The sequence below is a fragment of the Phenylobacterium sp. 58.2.17 genome, assembly GCF_026411515.1.
Classification (GTDB): Bacteria; Pseudomonadota; Alphaproteobacteria; order Caulobacterales; family Caulobacteraceae; genus Phenylobacterium.
In genome coordinates, this window is record NZ_JAPMTQ010000036.1 from 1 (window position 1) to 16,461 (window position 16,461).

Below are 16,461 nucleotides of genomic sequence, written 5' to 3' on the forward strand. Positions count from 1 at the left end.
ACCCCCGCCTGCCGCTCGGCCCCCGGCGCCAGCGCCAGGGCGCGTCCGGCCATGCGGTAGATCGCGGCCGGCTCGGCGTTGGCGCCTGCGCCCGCCTCAAAGGGCGCGGCCTGCGCCAAGGCCTTGGCGACGACCGGGTCAGGGCGCTGTTCGATCGCCGCGACCAGCGCCCGCGCCGCCAGATAGGTGGTTTCCTCGAAATCGGCCGGCGTTCGTCCCGCGCGTTCGTAGAGCTTGCCATAGGGATGGGCGTCGATGGCCTCGCGCGCGCAGTCCGGCTTGAGCAGGGCCGTGCAGGCGACGGCCTTGCGGGTCAGGGCCTGGGCGGTCACGTAGGCGCGGCTGTCGTCGTCCAGCTCGATGGCGCCGGCGGTGGCGACGGCCAGGTCCAGCACCGGCAGGGCGGCGGCGAACTGACCCTGCTCCAGCAGCAGTTCGGCCTCGATCAGCCGGTACATCATCGCATCGACGCTGAGCGGCGGCAGCGAGGCGGCGATGAACCCGCCGCCGGCCCGATAGACCCCATAGGCGCGGTCGCTCTGGCCCAGCGCCCGCAGGCTGTCGATCGCGTCCGACAGCGCCCAGGCGACCAGGAAGGCGTCGTCCTGCGGATTCTTCAGCGACGCGATCAGCGACAGGGTCTTGTCGACGCTCACGCGGGCGCCGGCGTAGTCCTCCCGTTCCAGCTGGATGCTCGAGGCCAGCGAGAGCCGGCGCAGGTAGAGGCTGGGGTTGGCGGCGTTCTCCTGGCGCCAGAGGTCGCCCTCCAGGATCTTCGCAGTCACCGGCGCGGACCCGTAGGTGAACTTGCCGTAGTCCAGGTAGTAACCGGTGCGCCGAATGTCTTCGCGCCGCGCAAGCTCGTTCGCCGCGGCGGGATCGGGCAGGGCGATGTAGTTCGGAACCTGCTCCAGGACGCAGTCGCGATCCCGGCCGTGGATGCAGATATCCAGCAGTGTGGCGGTCGCCGCCCGGCGTGCGGCGGGATCCAGGTCCCTGCCGGCCAGCTGGCGCGCCAGCTGCTGGCGCGCGCTCTGAGCCTTGCCTTGGAAGTACAGGCCCCACGGCGAGGGCTCGGCGGCCACTGCCGGTTGCGAGCTCAGCAACAACGCGCTTGCGAGCGCGCTCCACGCCGCTAGGCTCCGCCTGGGCGAAGTCTTCGGGGGAAAAGGCGCCATGCGGCGGCTCCAAATCTGCGCGGCGGTGGTGCTTCTAGCTTCACCATCATACGGATTAGCGCAATCGGCGGTAGGCCATGCGGGCGGCGCGATGCCCGCTCCTGGTCCCGACGCGGTCGGCGGCAAGCGCCCTGTGGCCACGGTCCCCTCGCTGCCCGGCGCAGCCGCGGCGCGCTATGCCGCGGCGCTGGACTGGGCGGCCGCGCAGCCCCGGCAGGTCACCCGCGGGGCCAAGGACGCCCAGGTCTACCAGGCCGCCGCGCCGTCGGTGGTGCTGGTGCTGGCCGGCGACGGCTTCGGCTCCGGCGCCCTGATCAGCGCCGACGGCAAGATCGTCACCAACCTGCACGTCGTCGGCGACGCCAAGGAGGTCGGGGTGGTGTTCAAGCCGGCGGCCGAGGGCGCGTCCTTCGGCAAGGCCGATGTCCGCCGCGCCAAGGTGCTCCGCCGCGACGAGGTCGCCGACCTCGCCCTGCTGCAGGTCTCCGAGGTTCCGGCCGGGGCCAAGCCGTTGCCGCTGGCCGCTTCAGGCGCGGTGCAGGTCGGCTCGGACGTCCACGCCATCGGCCATCCGACCGGCCAGGCCTGGACCTATACCCGCGGCATCGTCAGCCAGGTGCGCAAGGACTACGGCTGGCGCACCGAGATGGGCCTCGACCACAAGGCGACGGTCGTGCAGACCCAGACCCCGATCAATCCGGGCAATTCCGGCGGCCCGCTGCTGGACGACAATCTCGAGATCATCGGCATCAACAGCTTCAAAAGCGACGGCGAGGGGCTGAACTTCGCCGTCTCCGCCGACGACGTGCGGACCTTCCTGACCCTGAAGGAAGACCGCCGCGCCAACCGGTCGGCCGGCGCGCGCGCGGTCTCCGCCGGCAGCGAGTGCGAGGCTGTGGCGCTCAAGGAGTGGGCCGTCTCCGATCCTAAGGGGCTCGGCTACCTGATCGACGTCAATTGCGACGCCGAGGGTGACTTCGTGATGATCGAGCCGGCCAAGAAGAGCGAGCCGCACACCTACCTGTTCGATCACGACGGCGACGGCAAGATCGACGCCGAAATCACCGACCTCGGCCGCGACGGGAACTTCGACGAGGCGCTGCTCGATGTCGACGGCGACGGGACCTACGACCTGGTCGGCCAGTTCAAGCCCGGCGAGTCCGACCCCTACCGCTACGAGCGCATCAAGTAGAACGCTTCGACGCCGTGCATCCGCTCGGTCCACTGACGACGGCGCCCGCGCGGCCGTCCAGCTGCTGGATCTCGAACGAATCGCGCTCGTGCGCCGGCCCGGACATCAACCGCCCGCGTATCCGCCGGTCAGGCGCTACGCAAAGTCGTCATTGGGGAAATTTGGCGGTGAGAGAGGGATTCGAACCCTCGATAGGCTTTCACCTATACACGCTTTCCAAGCGTGCGCGATCGACCACTCCGCCACCTCACCACAGGCCCTGAAGGACGCATGGCCCCTCGCGGAAGGCGCGCAATATACTCATGACGCCCTGACGGGCAAGCCGCCTTCCGTGGGATTTCGGCGCGCGTGCAATCGGCCGCGGGCGATCCTATGTTTCGGTCCAAGTTCTCAATGATCGGGCACGCCATGATCTTCGCCAAGAAAACCCTTGAGCTTCCCACGGCCGATACGGCCCTGCCGGGCCGTGCGAGCCCGCTGCCGACCGCCGAGATTTCCTTCATCAACGGCCGCCCGCTGAAGGGGCCCTATCCGGACGGGCTGGAGATCGCCGACTTCGCCATGGGCTGCTTCTGGGGCGTGGAGCGCAAGTTCTGGCAGCTCCCGGGCGTCTGGGTGACCGCCGTCGGCTATGTGAACGGGATCACCCCGAACCCGACCTACGAGGAGGTCTGCAGCGGCCGCACCGGCCATACCGAGGCGGTCCGCGTGGTCTACGACCCGCGCGTGGTCACCTACGAGGACCTGCTGAAGGTGTTCTGGGAGAATCACGACCCGACCCAGGGCATGCGCCAGGGCAACGACATCGGCACCCAGTACCGCTCGGGGATCTATGTCCATAGCGACGCGCAAGCCGCCGCCGCGGCCGCCTCGCTGCAGGCCTACCAGCAGGCGCTGTCGGACCAGGGCTACGGCGCGGTGACCACCGAGATCGCCGAGGCGCCCGAGTTCTACTTCGCCGAGGACTACCACCAGCAGTACCTGGCCAAGAACCCGGCCGGCTACTGCGGCATCGGCGGCACCGGCGTCACCTGTCCGATCGGCGTCGGCGTCAGCGCGTGACGCGCGAGGAGTTCGACGCCGCCGCCCGGGCGCTGCCCGGCGCCGCCCTCGACGCCGCCGAGGTGGCTGACTGGCTGGCGACCTCGCACGCCCTGGTCGCCGCCAAGCTGACCCGCAAGGCCCGCGCCGAGATCGGACTGGCATGACCCGGCAGGAGGTGGAGGCGATCGCCTTAGGCCTGCCGGCGGCGACCAGGGTCGTCCAGTGGGGCGGGGCCGACGTCTACAAGGTCGGCGGCAAGGTGTTCGCGATCTGCGGCCTGGCCGGCGGGCTGTCGTTCAAGGTCACTGAGATCGGCTTCATGGTGCTGACCGACGAGGGCGGCCCCGGCCGCCAGGCGCCGTACCTGGCCAAGGGGAGCTGGGTCATCGTCGACCTGGACGATGCCGAGGCCGATGAGGTCGCCGGCTGGATCGCGACCTCGCACGATCTCATCGCCGGCAAGCTGACCCGCAAGGCGCGGGCTGAGCTCGGCCTTTAGTCTTCGCGGTTTTCCAGCAGCCCGCGGATCTCGCTGACCGCCCGGGCCGAGGGCGAGTGGCGCTGGCGCATGAACAGCAGCGCGACCGCCGAGAGCGTCACCGCCAGGAAGGCGAACGGGCCGAACAGCCAGGCCGCCGCCGCCAGCGCGAAGTAATAGCCGCGCACCCCGCGGTTGAACGACGACAGCGCCGGGTTCAGCAGCCGCGCGGCGGCGTCGCCATAGGTGCGCTGGAAACCTTTGTCCTCGGTGGTCGGCGTCGCCCCGATCACCGCCAGGCAGTAGTTCATCTGGCGAATCGCCCAGATGAAGTCGAGCAGCCCGCGGGCCAGGGCCAGCAGCACCAGAGCGATCTGCGCCTCGAACAGCATCCGCGAGGAGGTCTTCAGCACCATCAGGCTCGAGGCGCTGCGGAACGCGCCTTCGCCGCCGAACAGCACCCCGGCCGCCCCGGCGATCAGGATCAGGTTGGACGAGGCGAAGAACGAGGCCGAGTTGAGGGTGTGGCCCAGCAGCTGGCCGTCCATGAACTTGTTCTCGCGCCCGGCCATGGTCCGCATCCAGGCGGCGCGGACGACGGTCATGTCGCTGTTGATCAGCCCCTTGCCGCGGGCCAGCATCTTCAGCAGCGGCTCATAGGCCAGCCAGACGAGGGTGAAGACGGCGAGGGCGACGATGTCCGCGCTCGTAAGGGCGTCGATCAGTTTCACGAAGGTCGGTTCCGGTGTCAGGCGAGGCCGATGGTAGGGCGCCTCGCCCGGCGTCGGCTAGCGGTCGGCGACGTCCGCGGTGTGGACCGCACGGTCGCCCTGCTTGACGCCCAGCGCATACAGCAGGCCGATGAACCAGCCCTTGGTCACGTGCAGCAGCACCAGGGTGACGATCGCCAGCGGAATCAGCGTCGCCGGCAGCACGATGGCGGGCGAGGCCTCCCAGATCACCGGGAAGATCAGCAGCGGGGCGACGACCAGGTGGCCGACGATCAGGATGGTGAAGTAGGCCGGGCCGTCGTCGGCCGGGTACTTGGCCAGGTCCAGCCCGCAGTGCGAACAGGTCGGCTGCACCTTCAGATAGCGGCTGAACAGCTTGCCTTCACCGCAGGCGGGGCAGCGGCCCTTCAGGCCGCGGAGCATCGATTGCACGAACATGGACACGATACCTGGGTGACGTCGTGGCTCGATATGCGCTTTGACGGACGTCAATGAAAGGGGCCCCGCGGCCGCAGCAGCAGGAACATCGTCGCTTTCGCGGCTTTAAATCTGCTGGCGGACGGCCGATCTTCGGTCCAACGCGAGGGAGCGACCATGACCGACCAGCCCCACATGCCTGTCGAGAAGGATCCCCACGGCCACGTCGGACCCGCGACCGCGGCCGAGGACATCTCGCGCAGCGCCGATCCGGCGGTGGTCCCGCCGGAGGACAAGGCCCGTATCGCCGAGCAGGCGTCCCGCGAGGAGGACGCCTGAACGAAACCCGAGTTTGCTCTAGCGCTTCATGTCGTTGGCGGCGCCGGTCACGGCTGCGCCGGCGGCCTGGGCGTCGCGGCCGAGGCCCTCGATGGTGTTGCAGGCCGACGTCATCAGCGCGGCGGCGACGGCGGCCAGGACGATGATCTTGCGCATGGAATTCCCCCGAATGGCGTGGCCGCCTCATGGCCGCGCTTCCAGGCGATTTTTAGGCCTGCGCCGGGCCTCTGATCAACGGGGCGCCGCGGCGCTAGGATGAGGCATGGAATCCTTCGCCGTGCTGGTGCTGGCCGTGCACCTGGCGGTCATCGCCTTCAACCTGTCGGCCTGGTCGCGATCCCGCTCGGCGCCTGGCGCGGCTGGGCGTTCGTGCGGGTGCGCTGGTGGCGGGCGCTGCATCTGGCCTCGCTCGCCGTCGTGGCGCTGCAGGCGCTGGCCGGCCGCGCCTGCTTCCTCACCATCTGGCAGGACGATCTGGCCGGCGCGGGCGAGGGGCCGCTGATCATGCGGGCGGTCAACAGCGTGATCTACTGGCCGCTGCCGATGTGGGCGTTCACCGCGGCCTACGCCGCGGTCTTCGTCTACGTGCTGGCGCTGTGGAAGCTGGTTCCGCCCAACCCTAGTCGGCGTCCATCTTCAGGGCGGCGATGAAGGCTTCCTGCGGGATCTCGACCTTGCCGAACTGGCGCATGCGCTTCTTGCCGGCCTTCTGCTTGTCCAGCAGCTTGCGCTTGCGGCTCATGTCGCCGCCGTAGCACTTCGCCGTGACGTCCTTGCGCAGGGCGCGGATGGTCTCGCGGGCCACGATCCGGCCGCCGATCGCCGCCTGCAGCGGGATCTGGAACTGGTGCGGGCTGATCAGGTCCTTCATCTTCTCGACCATGCCGCGGCCGCGGGTCTCGGCCCGGTCGCGGTGGACCAGCATCGACAGCGCGTCCACCGGTTCGCCGTTGACCAGGATCGACATCTTCACCAGGTCGCCGACCCGATAACCCTCGATCGCGTAGTCGAACGAGGCGTAGCCCTTCGAAACGCTTTTCAGCCGGTCGTAGAAGTCGAAAACCACCTCGTTCAGCGGCAGGTCGTAGACCACCAGCGCGCGGCTGCCGACATAGCTCAGCTCCCGCTGCTCGCCGCGGCGGTCCTGGCAGAGCTTGATAACCGAGCCGAGGTACTCGTCCGGGGTCAGGATGGTCGCCTTGATCCACGGCTCGCTGATGTCGGCGATCTTCACCGGATCGGGCATGTCGGCCGGGTTGTGCAGCTCGATCTCCGTCCCGTCGGTCAGGTGGATCTTGTAGACGACGCTGGGCGCGGTCGCGATCAGGTCCAGGTCGAACTCGCGGCTCAGCCGCTCCTGGATGATCTCCAGGTGCAGCAGCCCCAGGAACCCGCAGCGGAAGCCGAAGCCGAGCGCGGCGCTGGTCTCCATCTCGTAGGTGAAGCTGGCGTCGTTCAGGCGCAGGCGGCCGATGGCGGCGCGCAGGTCCTCGAAGTCGGCCGCATCGACCGGGAACAGGCCGCAGAACACCACCGACTGGGCGACGCGGAAGCCGGGCAGGGAGTGCTCGGTCTGGCGCTTTTCCTCGGTGATGGTGTCGCCGACGGCGGCGTCGGCCACCTGCTTGATCTGGGCGGTGATGTAGCCGATCTCGCCGGGGCCGAGCTCGGCGACCTCGGTCTGCTTGGGCCGGAACACGCCGATCTTGTCCACCTGGTGGGTGGCGCCGGCGTTCATCATCCGCACCTTCATGCCGGCCTTCAGCACGCCGTCGATGACCCGCACCAGCACCACGACGCCCAGGTAGGGGTCGTACCAGGCGTCGACCAGCAGCGCCTTCAGCGGCGCTTCGCGGTCGCCCTGCGGCGCGGGCAGGCGGGCGACCACGGCCTCCAGCACCTCGGCGATGCCTTCGCCGGTCTTGGCCGAGCACAGCACCGCGTCCGAGGCGTCGATGCCGATGACGTCCTCGATTTGCTGGCGCACCCGGTCGGGCTCGGAGGCCGGCAGGTCGATCTTGTTCAGGACCGGCACGATCTCGTGGTTGTTGTCGATCGCCTGGTAGACGTTGGCCAGGGTCTGGGCCTCGACGCCCTGCGAGGAGTCGACCACCAGGATCGAGCCTTCGCACGCGGCCAGCGAGCGGCTGACCTCATAGGCGAAGTCGACGTGGCCGGGGGTGTCCATCAGGTTCAGGACATAGGTCTCGCCGTCCTGGGCCTTGTACTCCAGGCGCACGGTCTGGGCCTTGATGGTGATCCCGCGCTCGCGCTCGATCTCCATGTTGTCCAGCACCTGTTCCGTCATCTCGCGCTTGGTCAGCGCGCCGGTCTCCTGGATGAGCCGGTCGGACAGGGTCGATTTCCCGTGGTCGATGTGAGCCACGATGGAGAAGTTGCGGATGCGGGACAGGGGCGTCGTCATGGTGGCCTGCCTCTAGCACATTCGGCGAATATCGCGAGCGTGGCGTCAATCTATGAGTGGGCGAGCGGGTGCTGGTCGACGAGCGTGAGCCGACCGACGCGCGTATCCTGCGCAAAGATGGCGCCCGGTGCGACGACGGCGTTGGCGCCGATGCGCGTGCCGTCGCCTGCCAAGGCGCCGAATTTCTCGACCTGGGTGTCGATCACGTCTTGGCCGAAGCGGATGCGGATGCGCTTGTCTTCAAGCTCGTTGCGATAGTTCGCCAGGATGCTGCCCGCCTCCAGGTTGACCGCGGCGCCTAGGATGCTGTCCCCGACAAAGTTGAGGTGCGCGAGCTTCGAACCCTTGAACATGAAGGTGGTCTTGAGCTCGGCGGCGGGGCCGATGATGCAGTCCTCATCCATGAACACGCCGCCGCGCAAATAGGCGCTCGCGGCCACGAAGCATCGCGGGCCGATGATGGCCGGTCCCTTGACGACTGCGCCCGGCTCGACGATCGCCGTCGTGTGGATCGCCACGTCGTTGGCGATCTCATAGCCGGCCGGCAGCTTCCCCATGGCCTCCAGCAGATGCGTCTCGGCATGCTGGATCACGCGCCACGGTGGTTCGGCGACATCGGCGAACAGTGAACTGGACCAACGCGCCACGTACTCGGCGACAACTATCGGCATGCTCGCTCCGGTCATCTTCGGGCCGAAGACTGCGCCTTCGCATGGTTAATCGCCCGTTAAGCCTGGCCGCCGCATTCATGCCGTCTGGGGATATGAGGCTCGTTCAAGCTTCAAGGGAATTTCATGGACCGCCGCACGCTGATTGTTTCGGGACTGGCCACGCTTGGAACCGCGGGCTGCGCCACCGCCCAGCCCGGTGGGCCTGCCGGGCCGGGTGAGCTGCCGCCGCCGAGCCCGAGCGCCACCGCCAATCCCAGCTATTCGACCGGCCAGGCCGAGACCTACAGCCGCGAAGAACTGGTCAACAACGTCTCCGACTTCCTCGGCGTCACCGCCGAGGCCGCCGGCGGCGCGGTCGAACGCGCCTTCCAGGACAATGGCCGGCCCACGGCCTACATCGCTGGCGAGGAAGCCTCCGGGGCCTTCGTGGGCGGCGCCCGCTATGGCCGCGGCCTGCTCTACATGAAGAACCGCCAGCCGATCGAAGTGTTCTGGCAGGGCCCGTCCGTGGGTTGGGACTTCGGCGGCAACGCCAGCCGCGTCTTCACCCTCTGCTACAATCTCCAGTACCCGGAAGTGATCTTCCAGCGGTTCCCTGGCGTCGAGGGCTCCGCCTATCTGGTCGCCGGTCTGGGCGTGAACTACCTGCGCTCGGACGACATCATCCTGGCCCCGATCCGCACCGGCGTCGGCGTCCGGCTCGGCGCCAATGTCGGCTATCTTGGATTCAGCCGGACTCGGCGCACCCTGCCCTTCTGAGGCGACAGGGGGGCGGCGCGATGCGGCCGGTCAGCGACACCAAGTGGATCCAATGCCAGACGCCGGGCGGCGACCTGATGGTCTTCGCCGGGCGGCCGGAGCTGCGCGACCGCCACAAGTCGGTGGTGGTGCTGATCCACGACGTGCTCTCGACGCCGGGCTCGATGGCCCCCTGGTTCGCCCGCCTGGAGCCGGAGGCGGAGGTCATGCTGGCCACGCTCCCCGGTCACGGGACGGCGCCGCCGCTCTCGGCCCATAGCTGGGACGATCTCGTCAATGGAATGGGCCAGAGCCTGCGCACCGTGCTGCCCGGGCGACGGGTGCTGGTGGCCGGGCTCGGTCTCGGCGGCCTGCTGGCCCTGGCGCTCAACGCCCGCGGCTACGCCGCCCTGGCGTTCGATCCATTCTTCTCGACCGCTGGGCGCTGGCCGCTGGAGGTGGTGCTCGAACGCCGCGCCGCCCAGGGCGATCTCCCAACGCCCGAGTTCCTGTTCGAGGCGCTCGGCTGGCGTGACGGGGCCATTGTCCAGAACCGCAGCTACGGCGGCTTGCTCGACCGGCTGAAGGCGCCGGCCCTGGTGGTTTGCGGCGACGTGCCGCTGGCTCCGCCCCGGGACCTGGCCATGGCCCCGTCGCTTATGGACGAGGCCGACCACGCCCTGGCGGCCGCCTATCCGAACCTGCGCATGCAGATCGCCGCCGGCTGCGGCCACGACGTGCTCAGCCAGGCGACCGACTTCTGCCGGGACATCATCCTCGACGAGCTGGCCCGCGCCTGACGCGCCAGCCTGCGGTCGGGGGCTCGCCCTGGCGGCAAGGAGAGACCCCGAGGCGCAGTTTCACGTCAGGCGCGCAGCTTGGCGCTCACGGCCTTTTCAGCGGCGGCCACCACCTTGGCCGACAGCGCCTCGATCTCGGCGTCGGTCAGGGTCTTCTCGCGCGGTTGCAACAGGATCTCCACCGCCACCGACTTGGAGCCTTCGGCGACGCCCTGGCCGCGATAGACGTCGAACACGCGGGCCTCCGTGATCAGCGCCTTGTCGGCGCCGGCCACGGCCTTGATCAGGTCGCCGGCGGCCACCGCCTCGTCGACCACGAAGGCGAAGTCGCGCGACAGCGGCATCAGCGCCGACAGCTCCAGCGCTGGCTTGGTCTTGGTCGCCTTCTTCTTCGGCTCGGGCACGTTGTCGAGGATCAGCTCGAAGCCCAGCACCGGGCCCTCGACGTCCAGCGCCTTCAGGATGCGCGGATGGATCTCGCCGAACTCGACCAAAGTGTTCTTGCCCAGCCGCAGCGCGGCCGAACGGCCCGGGTGCCACCAGTCGGACAGGCCGCCCTGCACCGCCTGCAGCGAGCCCGTCGGCGCGCCCAGGTCCTCCAGCAGCGACAGCACGTCGGCCTTCAGCTCGAACAGGGGGTTGGTCGCCCCGCCGTCCCAGCGCCGCGGCGGGTGCGGGGCGACGACGGCGCTGATCGCGGTCAGCTGGTCGGCCGGCTGGTCGCCTTTGTAGAGCGGGCCGATCTCGAACAGCGCCACGTCGGGGAAGCCGCGCCGCGCATTGCGGCCGGCCGCCTCGATGAGGTTCGGCAGGATCGACGGACGCATGCAGTCGAGGTCGGAGGCGATCGGGTTGGTGATCACCAGCTCGGGCTGGCCCCCGCCGAACAGGGCAGCGGTCTCGCGCTTGGTGAAGCTCCAGGTGATGGTCTCGGCATAGCCCTTGGCGGCCATCGCCCGGCGGCCGGTCCGCACGCGAGCTTGCCTGGCCGTCAGCACGCCGCCGGCCGGTCGGGCCATCTCGGGCAGGGGCGAGGCGGGCAGGGCGTCGTAGCCCTCGATCCGCGCCACCTCCTCGACCAGGTCGGCCTTGCCCTCGACGTCGCGCCGCCAGCTCGGCGGCTGCACCATGTCGCCGTCCAGGGTGAAGCCCAGGTCGACCAGGATCTGGTCGATCCGCTCGCGTGTCAGGTCCAGGCCCGAGAGCTGCTTCACATAGGCCCGGTCGAAGGCGAAGGCCTGCGGCGCGGCCGGCGCCTCGCCGACCACGGTGACTTCCGAAGCCTCGCCGCCGCACAGCTCCAGGATCAGCTTGGTGGCAAGCTCCAGGCCCGGGACCTGGCTGGCCGGATCGACGGTCCGCGCGAAGCGGTACTGCGCGTCCGACGTGATCCCCGTCGTGCGGCCGGTCTGGGCGATGCGGATCGGGTCGAACCAGGCGCTTTCCACGAAGACGTCGGTGGTCTCGTCGCTGCAGCCGGTCGACAGGCCGCCCATGACGCCGCCCAGGCCGATGGCGCCGGAGCCGTCGGCGATGACGGTGATCTCCGGGGTGACCGCATAGGTCTTGCCGTCCAGCGCCTCGACGCTCTCGCCGTCCTTGCCGGCGCGGGCCTCGATGAAGCCGCCGGCCAGCTTCGCCGCATCATAGACGTGCAGCGGCCGGGCGCGGTCGTAGGAGATCAGGTTGGTGACGTCGACCAGGGCGTTGATGGGGCGCAGGCCGATCGAGGTCAGCTTCTGCTGCAGCCAGGCCGGCGAAGGGCCGTTCTTGACGCCGCGGATCAACCGGCCGGTGAACTGGCGGCAGCCGTCCGAACCGTCCAGGCGGATCTCGATCGGGTTGGCGAACTTGCCGGCGACCGGCGCGACCGAGACGTCCTTCAGTTTGCCCAGGCCCGCGGCGGCCAGGTCGCGGGCGATGCCGACGACGCCCAGCCAGTCGGGACGGTTGGGGGTGACCTCGAAGTCGATCACCGCCTCCAGGCCCAGGGCCTCGGCGACGGGCACGCCCACCGCCAGGCTGTCCGGCAGCTCCATGATGCCGTCGGACTCCGACGCCGTCTCCAGTTCCGAGGCCGAGCACAGCATGCCGTGCGAGACCACGCCGCGCACCGGCTTCTCGACCAGGGTTACGCCCAGGCCGGGCACATAGGCGCCGATCGGCGCGTAGACGACGGTGATCCCGGCCCGCGCGTTCGGCGCGCCGCAGACGATCTCCTTGCGCCCGTCGCGGGTGTCCACCTGGCAGACGCGCAGGCGGTCGGCGTTCGGGTGCTGCACGGCCTCGACGATCTTGGCGACCGAGAACGCGGCCAGCTTCGCGGCCGGATCGTCGACATGTTCGACCTCCAGCCCGGCCATGGTCATGGCGTCCACGACCTGCCCGGTCGTCGCGTCGGTTTCGAGGTGGTCTTTCAACCAGGAGAGCGTGAACTTCATAGATCGGCTCCTTCGCCGATGATCTCGACCAGGCGGAAGCGTTCGCACCAGAGCATCATGTCGGGTGCGAAGGCGCCTTCGCGGGTGAAACAGTCTTCGTGGACGGCGGCCCAGTGGGCGTAGCTCAGGTCGCCTTCGCCTTCTTCGGCGGCGAAGTCGGCCGGCACCTTGTCGAAGCGCCGCTGGATCAGTTCGGTGGACTCGATGACGACGCGCGGCGCGCCCGCCCCGTCGAGCACCACATAGCGGGCGCCCGGCGCGCTGCCCTTCAGTCCCTGCGACGCCGGCCAGCAGGTCGCGGTCTTCTTGCCCTGGAGCACCAGGGCCAGAAGCTCGTCGGCCATCGCCGGGCTGTCGCCGAAAGCAAAGTGCTCCAGCGTGCTGTAGGCGCTTGCGGGCATCAGCTCAGGCCGGAGGCCTGGTTCGGCGCCGCATAGGGGCTGAAGCCGTAGTGCTCCAGCCAGCGCACGTCGCTGGCGAACATGTCGCGCAGGTCGGGCATGCCGTATTTCAGCACCCCCAGCCGATCGACGCCGCAGCCGAAGGCGAAGCCCTGCCAGACGTCCGGGTCCAGGCCGCAGTTGCGCAGCACGTTCGGGTGCACCATCCCGCAGCCGAGGATCTCCAGCCAGTCGGTCCCTTGGCCGATCTTCACCTCGCCGCCGGAGCGGTCGCACTGCACGTCCATCTCGGCGCTCGGCTCGGTGAACGGGAAGTGGTGCGGGCGGAAGCGGGTGACCACCTCGGGCGTCTCGAAGTAGCGCGACAGGAACGTCTCCAGCGTCCACTTCAGGTGGCCCATGTGGATGGCCTTGTCGATCACCAGGCCTTCGATCTGGTGGAACATCGGCGTGTGGGTCTGGTCTGAGTCCTTGCGGAACGTGCGGCCCGGCACGATCACCCGGATCGGCGGCTCCTGGCCGTTGGCGATCCAGCCCGGCAGCTTCTCGTTGACCTTGTGCATGACCCGTACCTGCACAGGGCTGGTGTGGGTGCGCAGCACCTTGCGCTCGCCGTTCGCGTCTTCCGGCAGGAAGAAGGTGTCGTGCATCTCCCGCGCCGGGTGCTTGGGCGGGAAGTTCAGCGCCGTGAAGTTGTTGAAGTCGGTCTCGATGTCCGGGCCCTCGGCGACCGAGAAGCCCATCTCGGCGAACACCGCGATCATCTCGTCCATGACCTGCATGGTCGGATGCACGCTGCCCTTGCGGCGCGGCGGGGCCGGCAGGGTCAGGTCGACCTTCTCGGCCGCCAGCTTGGCGTCGAGTTCGGCCGCCTCCAGCACCTGCTTGCGCGCGGCGATGGCGCTCTGGACCCGGTCGCGCAGGCCGTTGATCTGCGGGCCGCGCTCGCGCCGCTCGTCGGGGCTCATGCCCCCCAGCGACTTGAGCAGGTCGGAAATGGAGCCGGACTTGCCGAGGGCGGAGACGCGCACGGCCTCAAGGGCGGCGGCGTCGCCCGCGCCGTCGACGGCGGCGAGGATGTCAGCTTCGAGTTGGGCGGTCATGACGGGCTCGTCTAAGGGATCGGATGAAGCGCGGGAAGCGGAGACAGCAAAAAGCCCTCCGGCGGTCCTCGCCGGAGGGCTTCTCGAATGCTCAGTGAGTCTGACGACTCAAACGGCCTCAAGCCAGCGCGGCGCGAACCTTGTCGGCGATGGCCTTGAACCCGGTGGGATCGTTACCCGCGATGTCCGAGAGGACCTTGCGGTCGATTTCGATCCCGGCCTTGTCCAGGCCGAAGATAAACTGCGAGTAGGTGAAGCCTTCCAGGCGAGCCGCAGCGTTGATGCGCTGGATCCACAGCGAACGGAAGTTGCGCTTGCGGACCTTGCGGTCGCGGTAGGCGTACTGGCCGGCCTTGTCCACGGCCGCCTTGGCGGCGCGGATGGTGTTCTTGCGGCGCCCGTAGAAGCCCTTGGCTTGCTCGAGAACCTTCTTGTGCTTGGCGTGGGCGACGACGCCCCGTTTCACGCGAGCCATGTGTCAGTTCTCCTTAAAGGCCGTAGGGGAGCCAAAGCTTGACGATCTTGGTGTCAGCTTCGGTCATCACCTTGGTGCCGCGGTTCTGACGGATGTACTTCGCGTTGTGGCTGATCAGGCGGTGACGCTTGCCAGCGACGCCGGCTTTCAGCTTGCCGGTCGCGGTCATTTTGAAGCGCTTTTTCACGCCCGATTTAGTCTTCAGTTTGGGCATTTCTCTGCGGAGCCTTGCGGCCCCGTCCTCTGGTGTATTGATGAGCCGCCCTGGCATGCCTTTGGCCAGACGACTCCGAAGAGCGGGGCGTTTACGCGAAAGGGTGAGGGAAGGCAAGGCTTTGAGTCGGGTGCGGCGACTCGGCCGGGGCTGTCATATAGTCACGACGCCCGCCTGGAACGAGGGTCCGATGACGCTGACGCCAGCCCCGCAAGCGCCCCGGCGGCGCATGCTCGGAACCTTCGTGGCGCGGCCGCGGCTGCTGGCGGCGGCCGCCGCGGGCCTGGCCGTCTGGACCGTTTGCCTGCTGATCCCCAGCGGCCTCAGTACGGTGACCACGGCGATTCTCGCCTGGGACGCCACCTGCCTGACCTTCATCGCCCTGGCCGTCCGCATGATGTGGGGCGCCGACTCGGCGCGGATGCGGGCGGTCGCCGCCACCCAGGACCAGGGGCAGGGGGTGATCCTCGCCCTGGTCATCGCCGCCGCCGCGGCCAGCATATGGGTCATCGCCAAGGAGCTTTCGGCCGCCAAGGTCGATGTCGGCCTGGTCAAGGCGCTGCGGGTGACGCTGGTCTTCGCGACGGTCGCCGCGTCCTGGTTCATGGTCCAGCTGATCTTCGCCCTGCACTATGCGCACGAGTACTACGCCCCGGACGCCGACACCCCGCGGGACGCCGGCGGCCTGCAGTTCCCCGGCGGCGAGGAGCCCGACTACTGGGACTTCCTGCACTTCTCGGTGGTCATCGGCGTCGCCTGCCAGACCGCGGACGTCTCCTTCACCTCCAAGGAGCTGCGGCGCATCGGCACCGTCCACGGCGTCGTCGCCTTCACCTTTAACACCGTGGTGCTGGCCCTGACGATCAACCTGCTGGCCGGGCTGTTCTGATCCTTCTCGGTCCCTAGGGCGCGACGGCGCCTTCGTCGGCCAGGTCACGCGCCGCCGGATCGGTCAGGATCACGCCGACCGAGGCGGCGATGATCAGCCCGATCGCCAGCCATTGCGTGACCGCGAGGTGCTCGCCCAGGATCAGCAGGCCGGCGATCGCCCCGGCCGCCGGTTCCAGGCTCAGCATGACCCCGAAGCTGCGTTTGGGAATCCCGCGCAGGGCGACCATCTCCAGCGAGTAGGGGATGGCGCTCGAGACGATCGCCACCACCAGTCCCAGGGCCAGCAGCTTCGGGTCGAACAGCGCCGCGCCCGCCTTGATCAGGCCGAACGGCACGACGATCAGCGCCGCGGTCGTCATGCCCAGCGCCACCGACTGCCCGGCCGGCAGGTGGCCGGTCCGCTTGCCCAGCACGATGTAGAGCGCCCAGCAGACCGCCGCGGCGGCGGCGAAGCCGACCCCGACCGGGTCGAGGGCGTGGGCCGCGTCGCGCAGCGGCAACAGCAGCAGCAGTCCGAGGGCGGCCAGCCCGATCCAGACGAAGTGGATCGGCCGCCGCGCATGGACCAGCGCCAGGCTCAGCGGCCCGATGAACTCGATGGCGATGGCCAGCCCCAGCGGAATGGTGCGGATCGCCATGTAGAAGGAGAGGTTCATGAGCCCCAGCACCGTGCCGTACAGGGCCAGCCGGCCGAGATCGTCGCGGGTCAGCGGCTGGCGCCAGGGCCGCCAGATCAGGCAGAGCAGCAGCGCCGAGAACCCGACGCGATAGGCGGTCGCCCCCTGCGCGCCGACCAGCGGGAACAGCTGCTTGGCGAACGAGGTGCCCGCGCACAGCGAGACGATCGCCCCGATCAGCGCCGCGTAGGGGATCAGGGCGCGCGGCGCGGCGGCGGGGGTGGGCGATCGGGACATGGCGGCGAC

At 69.1% G+C, this 16,461-nt stretch carries 20 protein-coding genes, 1 tRNA gene and 1 pseudogene; 9 read left to right on the forward strand and 13 right to left on the reverse strand.

Features of this window, described 5'->3' with window-relative positions:
• The coding region (locus OUA97_RS17915; protein ID WP_267233398.1) for a hypothetical protein at positions 1-1,106 on the reverse strand (1,106 nt) is incomplete at its 3' end.
• Positions 1,107-1,269: 163 nt separating this feature from the next.
• On the opposite strand from OUA97_RS17915, the gene OUA97_RS17920 reads away from it, so the two are divergent.
• A complete protein-coding gene (locus OUA97_RS17920) occupies positions 1,270-2,370 on the forward strand; it encodes a S1C family serine protease (RefSeq protein WP_267233399.1) in 1,101 nt (366 codons plus the stop codon).
• Positions 2,371-2,532: 162 nt separating this feature from the next.
• Here OUA97_RS17920 and OUA97_RS17925 read toward each other — a convergent pair.
• A tRNA-Ser gene (locus tag OUA97_RS17925) sits at positions 2,533-2,622 on the reverse strand.
• 156 nt (positions 2,623-2,778) lie between these two features.
• Between OUA97_RS17925 and msrA the strand changes: the two genes are divergently transcribed.
• The 3 genes and pseudogenes from msrA (at position 2,779) to OUA97_RS17940 (ending at position 3,913) form a co-directional block, all read left to right on the forward strand.
• Positions 2,779-3,432 carry a peptide-methionine (S)-S-oxide reductase MsrA gene (gene msrA, locus OUA97_RS17930; RefSeq protein WP_267233444.1) on the forward strand — a complete coding sequence of 218 codons (654 nt, stop codon included), beginning with the start codon at positions 2,779-2,781 and terminating at the stop codon, positions 3,430-3,432.
• 41 nt (positions 3,433-3,473) lie between these two features.
• Positions 3,474-3,578 (forward strand): annotated as a pseudogene (locus OUA97_RS17935) (MmcQ/YjbR family DNA-binding protein); the annotation flags it as partial.
• Positions 3,575-3,913: an MmcQ/YjbR family DNA-binding protein gene (locus OUA97_RS17940; RefSeq protein WP_267233401.1), complete on the forward strand. Its 339-nt coding sequence runs from the start codon at positions 3,575-3,577 to the stop codon at positions 3,911-3,913. The pseudogene OUA97_RS17935 and the gene OUA97_RS17940, both read left to right, overlap by 4 nt.
• Here OUA97_RS17940 and OUA97_RS17945 read toward each other — a convergent pair.
• Together OUA97_RS17945 and OUA97_RS17950 are read right to left on the reverse strand one after the other, a co-directional pair.
• A complete protein-coding gene (locus OUA97_RS17945; protein ID WP_267233402.1) occupies positions 3,910-4,623 on the reverse strand; it encodes a DUF599 domain-containing protein in 714 nt (237 codons plus the stop codon). The two genes, OUA97_RS17940 and OUA97_RS17945, sit on opposite strands and share 4 nt — an antisense overlap.
• Positions 4,624-4,680: 57 nt before the next feature.
• The gene (locus tag OUA97_RS17950) at positions 4,681-5,061 is read right to left on the reverse strand and encodes a DUF983 domain-containing protein (protein WP_267233403.1); all 381 of its coding nucleotides are present in this window, start codon (positions 5,059-5,061) and stop codon (positions 4,681-4,683) included.
• A gap of 156 nt (positions 5,062-5,217) precedes the next feature.
• Between OUA97_RS17950 and OUA97_RS17955 the strand changes: the two genes are divergently transcribed.
• The gene (locus OUA97_RS17955; RefSeq protein ID WP_267233404.1) at positions 5,218-5,379 is read left to right on the forward strand and encodes a hypothetical protein; all 162 of its coding nucleotides are present in this window, start codon (positions 5,218-5,220) and stop codon (positions 5,377-5,379) included.
• An 18-nt stretch (positions 5,380-5,397) separates the two neighbouring features.
• Here OUA97_RS17955 and OUA97_RS17960 read toward each other — a convergent pair whose 3' ends face one another.
• Positions 5,398-5,535: an entericidin EcnA/B family protein gene (locus tag OUA97_RS17960; RefSeq protein WP_267233405.1), complete on the reverse strand. Its 138-nt coding sequence runs from the start codon at positions 5,533-5,535 to the stop codon at positions 5,398-5,400.
• 99 nt (positions 5,536-5,634) lie between these two features.
• Between OUA97_RS17960 and OUA97_RS17965 the strand changes: the two genes are divergently transcribed.
• Positions 5,635-6,030, forward strand: a complete 396-nt coding sequence (locus OUA97_RS17965) for a DUF2784 domain-containing protein (RefSeq protein ID WP_267233406.1) — start codon at positions 5,635-5,637, stop codon at positions 6,028-6,030.
• Here OUA97_RS17965 and lepA read toward each other — a convergent pair.
• Together lepA and OUA97_RS17975 are read right to left on the reverse strand one after the other, a co-directional pair.
• The gene (gene lepA, locus OUA97_RS17970) at positions 5,999-7,804 is read right to left on the reverse strand and encodes a translation elongation factor 4 (RefSeq protein WP_267233407.1); all 1,806 of its coding nucleotides are present in this window, start codon (positions 7,802-7,804) and stop codon (positions 5,999-6,001) included. The genes OUA97_RS17965 and lepA overlap by 32 nt on opposite strands.
• Before the next feature lie 50 nt (positions 7,805-7,854).
• Positions 7,855-8,490 carry a hypothetical protein gene (locus tag OUA97_RS17975; RefSeq protein WP_267233408.1) on the reverse strand — a complete coding sequence of 212 codons (636 nt, stop codon included), beginning with the start codon at positions 8,488-8,490 and terminating at the stop codon, positions 7,855-7,857.
• 108 nt (positions 8,491-8,598) lie between these two features.
• On the opposite strand from OUA97_RS17975, the gene OUA97_RS17980 reads away from it, so the two are divergent.
• Both OUA97_RS17980 and OUA97_RS17985 read left to right on the forward strand, forming a co-directional pair.
• Positions 8,599-9,234, forward strand: coding sequence for a DUF1134 domain-containing protein (locus OUA97_RS17980; protein ID WP_267233409.1), 636 nt, complete (start codon positions 8,599-8,601; stop codon positions 9,232-9,234).
• A gap of 20 nt (positions 9,235-9,254) precedes the next feature.
• Positions 9,255-10,013 (forward strand): alpha/beta fold hydrolase, encoded by a 759-nt coding sequence (locus tag OUA97_RS17985; protein ID WP_267233410.1) that lies wholly within the window; start codon positions 9,255-9,257, stop codon positions 10,011-10,013.
• A 65-nt stretch (positions 10,014-10,078) separates the two neighbouring features.
• Here OUA97_RS17985 and pheT read toward each other — a convergent pair whose 3' ends face one another.
• The 5 genes from pheT to rpmI form a co-directional block, all read right to left on the reverse strand.
• Positions 10,079-12,454 (reverse strand): phenylalanine--tRNA ligase subunit beta, encoded by a 2,376-nt coding sequence (gene pheT, locus OUA97_RS17990; RefSeq protein WP_267233411.1) that lies wholly within the window; start codon positions 12,452-12,454, stop codon positions 10,079-10,081.
• Positions 12,451-12,855 (reverse strand): ASCH domain-containing protein, encoded by a 405-nt coding sequence (locus OUA97_RS17995; RefSeq protein WP_267233412.1) that lies wholly within the window; start codon positions 12,853-12,855, stop codon positions 12,451-12,453. Before OUA97_RS17995 ends, pheT begins: the two co-directional genes overlap by 4 nt.
• Positions 12,855-13,958 (reverse strand): phenylalanine--tRNA ligase subunit alpha, encoded by a 1,104-nt coding sequence (gene pheS, locus OUA97_RS18000; RefSeq protein ID WP_267233413.1) that lies wholly within the window; start codon positions 13,956-13,958, stop codon positions 12,855-12,857. Before pheS ends, OUA97_RS17995 begins: the two co-directional genes overlap by 1 nt.
• A gap of 118 nt (positions 13,959-14,076) precedes the next feature.
• Entirely contained in the window at positions 14,077-14,433 is a 357-nt protein-coding gene (rplT, locus tag OUA97_RS18005; protein WP_183771798.1) for a 50S ribosomal protein L20, read from the reverse strand.
• 13 nt (positions 14,434-14,446) lie between these two features.
• Positions 14,447-14,647, reverse strand: a complete 201-nt coding sequence (gene rpmI / locus OUA97_RS18010; protein ID WP_267233414.1) for a 50S ribosomal protein L35 — start codon at positions 14,645-14,647, stop codon at positions 14,447-14,449.
• 190 nt (positions 14,648-14,837) lie between these two features.
• Here rpmI and OUA97_RS18015 point away from each other — a divergent pair, with 190 nt between their 5' ends.
• Positions 14,838-15,536, forward strand: a complete 699-nt coding sequence (locus OUA97_RS18015; RefSeq protein WP_267233415.1) for a DUF1345 domain-containing protein — start codon at positions 14,838-14,840, stop codon at positions 15,534-15,536.
• A 13-nt stretch (positions 15,537-15,549) separates the two neighbouring features.
• On the opposite strand, the gene OUA97_RS18020 is transcribed toward OUA97_RS18015, so the two are convergent.
• Positions 15,550-16,452 (reverse strand): EamA family transporter, encoded by a 903-nt coding sequence (locus OUA97_RS18020; RefSeq protein WP_267233416.1) that lies wholly within the window; start codon positions 16,450-16,452, stop codon positions 15,550-15,552.
• Positions 16,453-16,461: the final 9 nt, after the last annotated feature.

Bases quoted from the DNA above. Each gene is read 5' to 3' on its own strand.
- OUA97_RS17920 (WP_267233399.1), top strand. From the start codon at position 1,270: ATGCCCGCTCCTGGTCCCGACGCGGTCGGCGGCAAGCGCCCTGTGGCC.
- msrA (WP_267233444.1), top strand. From the start codon at position 2,779: ATGATCTTCGCCAAGAAAACCCTTGAGCTTCCCACGGCCGATACGGCC.
- OUA97_RS17940 (WP_267233401.1), top strand. From the start codon at position 3,575: ATGACCCGGCAGGAGGTGGAGGCGATCGCCTTAGGCCTGCCGGCGGCG.
- OUA97_RS17950 (WP_267233403.1), bottom strand. From the start codon at position 5,061: ATGTTCGTGCAATCGATGCTCCGCGGCCTGAAGGGCCGCTGCCCCGCC.
- OUA97_RS17955 (WP_267233404.1), top strand. From the start codon at position 5,218: ATGACCGACCAGCCCCACATGCCTGTCGAGAAGGATCCCCACGGCCAC.
- OUA97_RS17960 (WP_267233405.1), bottom strand. From the start codon at position 5,535: ATGCGCAAGATCATCGTCCTGGCCGCCGTCGCCGCCGCGCTGATGACG.
- OUA97_RS17965 (WP_267233406.1), top strand. From the start codon at position 5,635: ATGAGGCATGGAATCCTTCGCCGTGCTGGTGCTGGCCGTGCACCTGGC.
- lepA (WP_267233407.1), bottom strand. From the start codon at position 7,804: ATGACGACGCCCCTGTCCCGCATCCGCAACTTCTCCATCGTGGCTCAC.
- OUA97_RS17975 (WP_267233408.1), bottom strand. From the start codon at position 8,490: ATGACCGGAGCGAGCATGCCGATAGTTGTCGCCGAGTACGTGGCGCGT.
- OUA97_RS17980 (WP_267233409.1), top strand. From the start codon at position 8,599: ATGGACCGCCGCACGCTGATTGTTTCGGGACTGGCCACGCTTGGAACC.
- OUA97_RS17985 (WP_267233410.1), top strand. From the start codon at position 9,255: ATGCGGCCGGTCAGCGACACCAAGTGGATCCAATGCCAGACGCCGGGC.
- pheT (WP_267233411.1), bottom strand. From the start codon at position 12,454: ATGAAGTTCACGCTCTCCTGGTTGAAAGACCACCTCGAAACCGACGCG.
- OUA97_RS17995 (WP_267233412.1), bottom strand. From the start codon at position 12,855: ATGCCCGCAAGCGCCTACAGCACGCTGGAGCACTTTGCTTTCGGCGAC.
- pheS (WP_267233413.1), bottom strand. From the start codon at position 13,958: ATGACCGCCCAACTCGAAGCTGACATCCTCGCCGCCGTCGACGGCGCG.
- rplT (WP_183771798.1), bottom strand. From the start codon at position 14,433: ATGGCTCGCGTGAAACGGGGCGTCGTCGCCCACGCCAAGCACAAGAAG.
- rpmI (WP_267233414.1), bottom strand. From the start codon at position 14,647: ATGCCCAAACTGAAGACTAAATCGGGCGTGAAAAAGCGCTTCAAAATG.
- OUA97_RS18015 (WP_267233415.1), top strand. From the start codon at position 14,838: ATGACGCTGACGCCAGCCCCGCAAGCGCCCCGGCGGCGCATGCTCGGA.
- OUA97_RS18020 (WP_267233416.1), bottom strand. From the start codon at position 16,452: ATGTCCCGATCGCCCACCCCCGCCGCCGCGCCGCGCGCCCTGATCCCC.